Origin of the sequence: Candidatus Fusobacterium pullicola, from assembly GCA_018883725.1 — a bacterium.
In the GTDB taxonomy this organism is placed as follows: domain Bacteria; phylum Fusobacteriota; class Fusobacteriia; order Fusobacteriales; family Fusobacteriaceae; genus Fusobacterium_A; species Fusobacterium_A pullicola.
In genome coordinates, this window is sequence record JAHLFN010000019.1 from 49,097 (window position 1) to 59,136 (window position 10,040).

At 32.3% G+C, this 10,040-nt stretch carries 8 protein-coding genes and 1 tRNA gene; 8 read left to right on the forward strand and 1 reads right to left on the reverse strand.

Going from position 1 to position 10,040, the window contains the following annotated elements:
* Window positions 1-56 precede the first annotated feature (56 nt).
* The 8 genes from IAA47_02635 (at window position 57) to IAA47_02670 (ending at window position 9,753) form a co-directional block, all read left to right on the forward strand.
* The gene (locus IAA47_02635; protein ID MBU3841873.1) at window positions 57-2,240 is read left to right on the forward strand and encodes a bifunctional (p)ppGpp synthetase/guanosine-3',5'-bis(diphosphate) 3'-pyrophosphohydrolase; all 2,184 of its coding nucleotides are present in this window, start codon (window positions 57-59) and stop codon (window positions 2,238-2,240) included.
* Window positions 2,241-2,252: 12 nt separating this feature from the next.
* Complete coding sequence (tgt, locus tag IAA47_02640) at window positions 2,253-3,419, forward strand: tRNA guanosine(34) transglycosylase Tgt (protein MBU3841874.1); 1,167 nt, start codon at window positions 2,253-2,255, stop codon at window positions 3,417-3,419.
* A gap of 224 nt (window positions 3,420-3,643) precedes the next feature.
* Window positions 3,644-4,999 carry a CehA/McbA family metallohydrolase gene (locus tag IAA47_02645; protein ID MBU3841875.1) on the forward strand — a complete coding sequence of 452 codons (1,356 nt, stop codon included), beginning with the start codon at window positions 3,644-3,646 and terminating at the stop codon, window positions 4,997-4,999.
* A gap of 3 nt (window positions 5,000-5,002) precedes the next feature.
* On the forward strand, window positions 5,003-5,872 hold the full coding sequence (locus IAA47_02650) for a sugar ABC transporter permease (protein ID MBU3841876.1): 870 nt from the start codon (window positions 5,003-5,005) through the stop codon (window positions 5,870-5,872).
* 1 nt (window position 5,873) lies between these two features.
* Window positions 5,874-6,713: a carbohydrate ABC transporter permease gene (locus IAA47_02655; GenBank protein MBU3841877.1), complete on the forward strand. Its 840-nt coding sequence runs from the start codon at window positions 5,874-5,876 to the stop codon at window positions 6,711-6,713.
* 38 nt (window positions 6,714-6,751) lie between these two features.
* The gene (locus IAA47_02660) at window positions 6,752-8,044 is read left to right on the forward strand and encodes an ABC transporter substrate-binding protein (GenBank protein MBU3841878.1); all 1,293 of its coding nucleotides are present in this window, start codon (window positions 6,752-6,754) and stop codon (window positions 8,042-8,044) included.
* 43 nt (window positions 8,045-8,087) lie between these two features.
* Window positions 8,088-9,218 carry a sn-glycerol-3-phosphate ABC transporter ATP-binding protein UgpC gene (gene ugpC / locus IAA47_02665; protein ID MBU3841879.1) on the forward strand — a complete coding sequence of 377 codons (1,131 nt, stop codon included), beginning with the start codon at window positions 8,088-8,090 and terminating at the stop codon, window positions 9,216-9,218.
* 121 nt (window positions 9,219-9,339) lie between these two features.
* Window positions 9,340-9,753: a PepSY domain-containing protein gene (locus IAA47_02670; GenBank protein ID MBU3841880.1), complete on the forward strand. Its 414-nt coding sequence runs from the start codon at window positions 9,340-9,342 to the stop codon at window positions 9,751-9,753.
* 161 nt (window positions 9,754-9,914) lie between these two features.
* Here the strand turns inward: IAA47_02670 and IAA47_02675 are convergent.
* Window positions 9,915-9,991, reverse strand: a tRNA-Met gene (locus IAA47_02675).
* Window positions 9,992-10,040 lie beyond the last annotated feature (49 nt).

Sequence of the window (10,040 nt, forward strand, 5' to 3'; positions counted from 1 at the left end):
TTTTAGCTTTTTTTTAATCACTCTCTTTAAAATTTTGGATAGAAAAGAGGAGTTATATGAATTATTGGGAAGAGATACTAAAAGAGATAGAGAAAAATAATCTAAAAGTTGATATTGAAAAGATTAAATTGGCTTTTTTCTTTGCTGAAGAGTGCCATGAGGGACAGTATAGAAAATCTGGTGAAGATTATATTATGCACCCTGTTGAAGTTACAAAAATTTTGATAGATATGAAGATGGATACAGATACTATTGTAGCTGGAATATTACATGATATAGTTGAGGATACATTGATTACTTTAGCGGATATTAAGTATAACTTTGGAGATACAGTAGCAACTTTAGTAGATGGAGTTACTAAGTTAAAAACTCTTCCTAATGGTACTAAAAAGCAAGATGAGAATATTAGAAAAATGATTCTGGCTATGGCTCAAAATTTGAGAGTAATAATTATAAAGTTGGCAGATAGACTTCATAACATGAGAACTTTAAAATATATGAAGCCAGAGAAACAGATTGCTATATCTCAAGAGACTTTGGATATATATGCTCCTCTTGCACACAGATTAGGAATAGCTAAAATAAAATGGGAGTTAGAGGACTTAGCCCTACGTTATTTGAAACCAAAGGAGTATATGCACATCAAATCTTTAGTTGACTCTAAGAAAAAAGAGAGAGAGGACTACATAGAGGAGTTTATAGAAAAAATAGTAACTTTACTTCATGAAAGTGGAATAAAGGGAAGTGTAAAGGGAAGATTTAAACACTTTTACAGTATCTATAAAAAGATGTATGAAAAGAATAAAGATTTTGATGACATATATGATTTGATGGGAGTAAGAATAATCGTAGGAACTGAGGGAGAGTGTTACAATACCCTTGGAGTAATACATAGCCATTTTAAACCAGTACCAGGAAGATTTAAAGATTATATAGCTGTACCTAAATCAAATAATTATCAATCAATTCATACTACTATAGTTGGACCTCAAGGAAAATTTATAGAGATTCAGATAAGAACAGAGGAGATGGATAAGGTAGCTGAAGAGGGAATTGCAGCCCACTGGAGTTATAAGGAGCATACTAAGGTAACTAAGAGTGATCAAGTCTATGGTTGGCTTAGAAATATACTTGAGTTACAAAATGAGACAGAGACAGCTCAGGAGTTCATAGATAGTGTAACTAAGGATATAATGAACGAGACAGTATTTGTTTTCTCACCTAAGGGGGATATAACAGAGTTACCACAAGGGGCTACTCCATTAGATTTTGCTTTTGCTATACACACACAGATAGGATGTAAATGTGTAGGAGCTAAGGTAAATGGGAAGATAGTAACATTAGATTATAAGCTTCAAAATGGAGATAGAGTTGAGATAATAACATCTAAAAACTCTAAAGGACCTAGTAAAGATTGGTTGGATATAGTTGTAACACATGGAGCAAAGAGTAAGATTAGAAAGGTTCTAAAGGATTTAGTAAGAGACCAGACTATAAAAATTGGAAGAGAAAATCTTGAAAGAGAGCTTGGAAAACTTGGTATAACTCTGAAAGAGATGGAAGAGGATCCAATTATTAAAAAACATATGGAAAAAAATAATATCACATCACTAGATGAGTTTTATTACCATGTTGGAGAGAAGAGAAGTAAGATAGATGTCATTATAGATAAGCTTAGAACTAAGATAGAAAAAGAGAGAAAGATAGAGAATATTAATATTGAAGAGTTAATGGAGAAGAAAAAAGAGAAGGAAAAGAGCTCTTCAAGTAAGAATGATTATGGAATAGTAATAGATGGAGTAAATAATACTCTAATTAGATTTGCTAGATGTTGTACACCACTTCCTGGAGATGATATCGGTGGATATGTAACTAAATTGACAGGGATAACTGTACATAGAAGAGATTGTAAAAACTTTCAAAGTATGGTGGCTCAAGACCCAACTAGAGAGATAGAGGTAAATTGGGATAGTAAGATATTAGACCAGAAAGAGAATAAATATAAGTTTACATTCAATGTGCTGGTTTATGATAAACCAAATGTACTTATGAATATAATAAACTTAATAGCAAATCATAAGATTCACCTAGTTACAATAAATAGTAATCAGATAAATAAAAATGGTGAAAACTTTATGAATTTCCAAATTACAATAGAGATTTCAAATAAAAATGAGTATAAATATCTATTGAATAATATGTTAAAAATGAAAGAGATAATATCAGTAGATAGATCATAGATAGGAGAGAAAATGGCAAGAAAATTACCTGTAACTTATGAGTTACAAAAAAAATCTGGAAAGGCTAGAGCTGGAAAGATAACAACTCCTCATGGAGAGATAGAAACACCAGTATTTATGCCTGTTGGAACACAAGCTACAGTAAAGGCTATGACACCAGAAGAGCTAGAGGCTATAGGTTCACAAATAATATTAGGAAATACTTATCACTTATATTTAAGACCAAGTGATGAGTTAGTAGCAAAGTTTGGAGGACTTCATAAGTTTATGAATTGGAATAAACCAATATTGACAGATAGTGGAGGATTCCAAGTATTTAGTTTAGGAGCTCTAAGAAAGATAACAGAGGAGGGAGTAAGATTTAGTTCTCACCTAGATGGGTCAAAACACTTCTTAACTCCAGAAAAATCTATAAATATTCAAAATAACTTAGGTTCAGATATAGTTATGCTGTTTGATGAATGCCCTCCAGGGATGTCATCAAGAGAGTATATGATACCATCAATAGAGAGAACTACAAGATGGGCAAAGAGATGTATAGATGCTCACAAAAGACCAGATGAGCAAGGATTATTTGCAATTGTCCAAGGTGGAATATATGAGGATTTAAGAGATAAGAGCTTAAGAGAGTTAAGTGAGATGGACGAGCATTTCTCTGGTTATGCAATAGGTGGACTTGCTGTAGGAGAACCGAGAGAGGATATGTATAGAATATTAGATTACATAGTTGAGAAGTGTCCAGAGAGTAAACCAAGATACCTTATGGGAGTAGGGGAGCCACTAGATATGTTAGAGGCTGTAGAGTCAGGTATAGATATGATGGACTGTGTACAACCTACTAGAATAGGAAGACATGGAACAGTATTTACTAAGTATGGTAGATTAGTAATAAAAAATGCTATGTACGCTGAAGATGATAGACCTCTTGATGAGGACTGTGATTGTTATGTATGTAGAAACTTTAAAAGAGGATATATTAGACATCTTTTTAAAGCTGAGGAGATATTGGGACAAAGACTTGCTACATACCATAACCTATACTTCTTAATTAAGCTTATGAAAAATGCAAGAGAGGCTATTTTAGAGGATAGATTTGTTGAGTTTAAAGAGGAGTTTATCAGAAATTATAATATGGGAAAAAACTCTGAATGGATAAAACCTAAAAAAATAGGTGAATAGAATTAATTTAAAATAGAGTTAAAAATAGGTTAAAATTTGAGAGAGGTTTTACTTAAAGAATTAGTGTGAATGTACTAATTATAAGGGTGAAACCTCTCTTTTTTATGTAAAAATTTATTTTACTTCTATTTTACCTTTTTTTTACTTAAAATTAATAGAGAATTAACATCTGTTGAATAGAATAATAGAGTAAAGATAAGAGAAATAGGAGGAAAGAATAGTAAATGTTAATTAAAGGAAGTTTTGATTGTACAAAAAATGTTGAAAAGCTTGAGTACAATTTCTTAGTTGAAGAGGGAGTAAAGGAGATAGAGCTGATTATAAAGAAAGGACCTTTTCAACATGTAATAATACAACTTGTAGATAGTAAAGGGAAGTATAGAGCATTGACTTCATTTAAAACTTTTGAAAAGGAGTATTACATCAGTAAAGATAATAAAAAAACTTCTAACTGCTGTATAGCTGGAGAGATTCCAGCTGGAGAATGGAAGGTAAGATTATTAAAGAATTATATAGTAGATAGTGAATTTGAGATTGAGATATTAGGAAATAAAGAGATAACAAATGGTGAAACTAAGTTTAAAGATATGGTATTAACTGAAAGATTTGCAGATAAAAAAGAGTGGTATTTTGGGGAATTACATAATCATACAAGGGTTTCTGATGGAAAGATATCTTTAGAAGAGTTAGAAAAGGAGATAGTTGAGAAGAAGTTGGACTTCATATTCCCAACAGAGCATAACAGTGTATTAACTAAGTATCCCAATATAGATATTCCTGTAATACCATCAACGGAGTTAACTTTAGATGATTTAGGGCATTTTAATTTCTTTGGGCTGAAAGAGTTTATTGATTACTACTCACTTATTGAAGAGGGAGAAGCAAAAGAGGAGAGTTTAAGGAAAATATTTGAAAAGGTGAAGAGCATAGGTGGAATGATATCTTTAAATCACCCATTTCACAATAGTCGTAGAATGCCTTTAGGACTTATGTACAATATAGATTTAGAGAATTTAGACTTTTTAGAGGTAATAAATTCACCTACAGTGGAGGGAAGAAATCCTTACTATGATAAGAAAACTTTAGAAGCTTTAGATATACTTTGGAGTAATGGATACAAGGTATTTGCTGTAGCTGGAAGTGATAATCATGGAATGGTTTTAGGAGACCCTTTGAACTATATAAAGTTAGATGAGTACTCAACAGATAATATCTTAAAGAGTTTAAAGCTTGGAAGAAGCTATGTATCGAGAATAGGGGAGTTAGAGTTAGAGTATAGAAACAATGGAAAGTTAATCTATCCAGGGGAAGAGGTAAAAGGTAAAGTAGAGATAAAAGTTAAGGGAGATAAAAACCTAATTTGGAAAGTTATAAAAAATAATAGAGTTATTGAGACAGTTGAAGGGAAAGAGCTTATCGCAGCTCATGAAGTAAATGAAAAAGAGTACCTAAGGGTAGAGGCTACTGATATAGACCATGAGATTTTTGTAGTGATAAATCCAGTTTACAACTCTATAGATAGAGTAGAGCCTCAGATAAAAAAATGGTTTGAGATAAAAGACTCAATTTGGAGGGAGTAGAGAATGAAAAATAGAACAAACGAGATAAATGGGAGGATATTTTTCCTACCAGCTCTAATAATTACAATAATATTCTATATCTATCCATTATTAAAGACAGTATTATACTCATTCTATTTTACAGGAAATAGTGGAGAACTGATTGAGTTTGCTGGGATAGAAAACTATATAGAGCTATTTACAGATAGTAATTTCTATTATAGTTTGTATGTAACCTTTAAATTTGTATTCTACACGACGATATTTAGTATTTTAGTATCTCTGTTTTTAGCAATACTTTGTAATGAAAAGTTAAAAGGGATACCGATGTTTAGAATATTTTTCTCATCTACAATGGGAATATCAGTTTCAGCTGCTTCTACTATAGTTTTATTTATGTTCCACCCAAGTGTAGGAATTATAAATTCGATTTTAGTTGAGCTAGGATTTTTACCAATTAACTGGTTTACAGATAGTAGATATACACTGATGGCAGTAATAATCTCAACTGTATGGATGAATATTGGATTTGGATTTATTGTTCTGACTGCTGGACTACAAAATATAAGTACAGAGGTAGAGGAGAGCTGTATGATAGATGGAACAGGATATTTTTCAAAGTTATTTAAGATAACACTACCTCTGATTAGCCCGAGTCTATTTTATCTTCTGATAACAACTACTTTAAAATCATTCCAAAGTTTTGGACAGATAGATATTATGACTGGTGGAGGACCAGCTAACTCTACAAATATTCTTGTATATAGCTTATATAGAACAGCTTTTGTAGATTATAGATTTGATTATGCAAGTGTAAAGGGAGTTATCCTACTGATAATAATTACAATAGTTATGTGTATAAAGTTTAAATTAGAAAGGAGAGTACATTATTAAGATGAAAAGTAAAATAAATTTTAATAGAGAGAATATCAATAAGCTAATATGTTATGCAATCTTAATTTTTATGACAATAATAGTGTTCTCACCAATCATATACGCATTTTTAACAAGTTTTATGAGCAATAGAGATATAATGGCTGGAAGATTATTCCCAGAAACTTTCAGCTTTGAGAACTACAAGGTATTGAAGGATAAGATACCAATAGGAACATTTTTCTATAACTCTCTTGTTGTCTCTATCTTAGGAATGATATTCCAAATAATAACGTGTAGCTTAGCTGCATATGCTGTGGTTTTCATAGAGTTCAAAGGGAAAAAAGGAATGTACCTACTTATATTACTATCTATGTTCATACCTTGGGAAGCGATATTTATTCCAAACTACATTACAGTGTTGAGAATGAACCTTATAGATACAAAACTAGCTATACTACTTCCATTTTTAACAAATGGACTGGGAGCTTTTCTGATGGTTCAACAATTTAAAAGCTTGAGTAAATCCTTAGTTGAGGCAGCTCAAATAGATGGATGTAGTCATATCTATATCTATTCAAAAATAGTTATGCCTCTTTCAAAATCAATACTTGGAACTTGGGGGATGTATTCATTCTTAAATCTATGGAATATGTATCTATGGCCACTGATGACATCTACAAGACCAGAATCAAGAACTATTCAAATAGGATTGAGAATGATGAATATGTCAGATGGAATAGCTGACTATGGAGTTATAATGGCAGCTGTAATAATGGTTACAATACCATCATTACTGGTTCTATTCTTAGGACAGACACAGTTACAAAAGGGAATTACAAGTGGAGCAGTAAAAGAATAAGATTAAAAATCTAGATTGAGATAAATTGGAGGAGAATTATGAGAGTAAAAACAGCGGTATCACTATTACTTTTAGGAATATCAACAATGGCAGCAGCTAAGGAAAAGATAGTATTTTGGCACGCAATGGGAGGAAATTTCCAACCAACGTTGAATAAGATAGTAGAGGAGTATAACAAGTCACAAGATGAGTATGAGGTAGAAGCTCTATATCAAGGTTCTTATCAAGAGACTTTAAATAAATTTAAAAGTGTACAGGGGACAGATAAGGCTCCAGCTCTAGTTCAATTAAATGAGATTTCAACAGAGTATATGTATAATAGTGGGGCTATTACTCCTATACAAAATTTTGTGAATAAAGATGGTTATGATTTAAGTAAGTTAGAGGATACATTGATAAACTACTATACAATAAATGGAACTCTTTATTCAATGCCTTTTAACTCTTCAGCATCAGTTTTACTATACAATAAAGATGCTTTTAAAGAGGTAGGGCTTGACCCAGAGAAAGCTCCAAGAAGTTATAAGGAGATAAGTGAAGCAGCTAAGAAGTTAACAAAGGGAACTGAGAGATATGGTTTTGCAATGATAATGGACGCTTGGTTTATAGAGCAATTATTAGCAAATGAGAATACTCTATATGTAAATGAGGAGAATGGAAGAGTTGGAAAGGCGCCAACTGGAGTGGCATATGAAGGGGATAAGATAAAAGCTATCTTCTCTTGGTTAAATGATATGTATCGTACAAATACAGCCACTTCATATGGAAAGGAGTATCAAAATACAAGAGCAGCTTTCCTTTCTGGAAAAGTTACTATGTATATGGATAGCTCATCTGGAATACAACAGTTGACTGAGTTAGCAGATTTTGAAATAGGAACAGCTTATGTTCCAAGTGAGAGTGGAGAGTTTGTAGGAGTACCTATAGGGGGAGCTAGTTTATGGGTAACAAACTCTGTACCTACAAAGCAACAGGAAGCAGCTTGGGACTTTATAAAATATGCTGTTTCAAAGGAGAGTCAAGCACTTTGGGCTTCTTCAACAGGGTATTATTCAGTTAATAAAGAAGCGTACAATTTAGACTTATTAAAAAATGACTTAGAGAAAACTCCACAAAAATTGGTTGCTGTAAATGAGATAAAAAATACTAAAAAGACTCCAGCAACTTCAGGGGCAGTAGTTGGAGTATTCCCAGAGCTTAGAAAATTAATGACAGATGCTATGGAGAAAGTATATGTTGGAAATGAAAAGTTAGATAAGGTAATTGATAAAGTTGTTAAAGATTCTGATAGAGTTATTAAAAGATATAATAGACTAAACAAGAGTAAATAGATTATAATAGAGATATATGTAGTAAGTTATAGGAGGTAGAAAAGTGGCAAGAGTTACACTAAAACAAGTTGAAAAACAGTATCCAAATGGATTTAAAGCAGTACATGGGATAAATTTAGATATTAAAGATGGAGAGTTTATGGTTTTTGTAGGACCATCTGGTTGTGCAAAATCAACTACTCTTAGAATGGTAGCAGGTTTAGAAGAGATAACTGGAGGAGAGATTTGGATAGGTGATAAACTTGTAAATGATCTACCTCCAAAGGATAGAGGAATAGCAATGGTTTTCCAAAACTATGCACTATATCCACATATGACAGTTTATGAAAATATGGCTTTTGGATTAAAGATGGCTAAGGTACCAAAAGAAGAGATAGATAGAAGGGTAAAGGAAGCAGCAGAGAAACTTGAAATTACTCAACTTTTAAATAGAAAACCAAAGGAGATGTCAGGAGGACAAAGACAAAGGGTAGCAGTAGGAAGAGCTATCGTTAGAAAGCCAGATGTTTTCCTATTTGATGAACCGCTATCTAACTTAGATGCAAAATTAAGAGTATCAATGAGGGTTAAGATAACTCAACTTCATAAACAACTAAAGGCAGAGGGACAAAATGCCACAATGATATATGTAACACATGATCAAGTGGAAGCTATGACAATGGGAGATAGAATTTGTGTACTTAATTTTGGAAAGATTATGCAAGTTGATACACCTCTAAATCTATATAATAAGCCAGCAAATAAATTCGTAGCAGGATTTATTGGTTCACCAGCTATGAACTTGGTAAAAGTTAAGTTGGTTTCTAAAAATGAAAAATTATATGTAAAATTATCAAATGATGAACTATTAGAACTTCCTGAAGCAAAGGCTGAAAAGGTAAAAGATAGAGTTGGAGAGGAGTTCTGGTTAGGTATAAGACCAGAAAATATAGGAAATAGATTAACAGCTCCAGAAGGGGTAGAGAAAAACTTTGTAGAGGCAAAGATAAACCTTGTAGAGCAGATGGGTAATGAGGAGTTTGTGTATTTTATGCTAGGGGATACACAATATACAAGTAGAATACCAGTTGAAAAATCTACAGGAGCAAACTTTAGTGAGAAGGAAAGTTTTTATTTTGATATGAATAAGTGCCACCTTTTTGATATGGCTACAGAAAATAATGTAACTTTATAGAGATAAGATACTACTGCCACCTAGTATAAAAATTTATAAAAAAATTTTTATTTTAATCTTCCTTTAATAATTGAACTATATAATAAATTCATAATGAAAGAGAGATTTAGGAGGTAGTAGTATGAAAGATGTAAATATTAAAAAATTTGGAAAAAAGTTTTTAGTGGGTTTAGGGTTATCTGTCTTCATGCTTGGGATAGGAGGAGTAACTTATGCAGACTCTTTAAAAGAAAAACAAGCAAAGGAGATAGAGCAAAGACTCATTTTAAACAAGGTTTCAAAGAGTGGATTGAACTTGATTAGTTCAGATGAAGCAAAGGATATAGCACTAAAAACAGCAGAGGTAAATCCTAAAGAGGTACAATATATCAAGGCGAAGCTAGAAGAAGAGGATGATTACAAGATTATAAAGGGAAAAAGAGTAAACTATGTGTATGAAGTAGAGTTTTTACACAATGGTTTTGAGTATGAGTTTGATATAGATGCTGAAACAAAGGAAGTTATAAAAATTAAAGTTGATTCTTGGCAGGATTAAAAAATAAAGAGAGTTTCTACCTAGAGAAGAGTAGAGCTCTCTTTTTTATGTCCAAGGAAATTGCTAGCTATTTAAAGAATTGAGGAATTTATGAAAAATTAAATTAGTTAAACAGAAATAAAAAAACACTCCTTCGTCTGAAAGAGTGCTATAAACAAAGATGGTGCCTAGAAATGGATTCGAACCATCGACCGTACGGGTATGAACCGTATGCTCTAGCCAACTGAGCTATCTAGGCATGGTGGAGATAAGCGGGATCGAACCGCTGACCTACGCAGTGCAAGTGC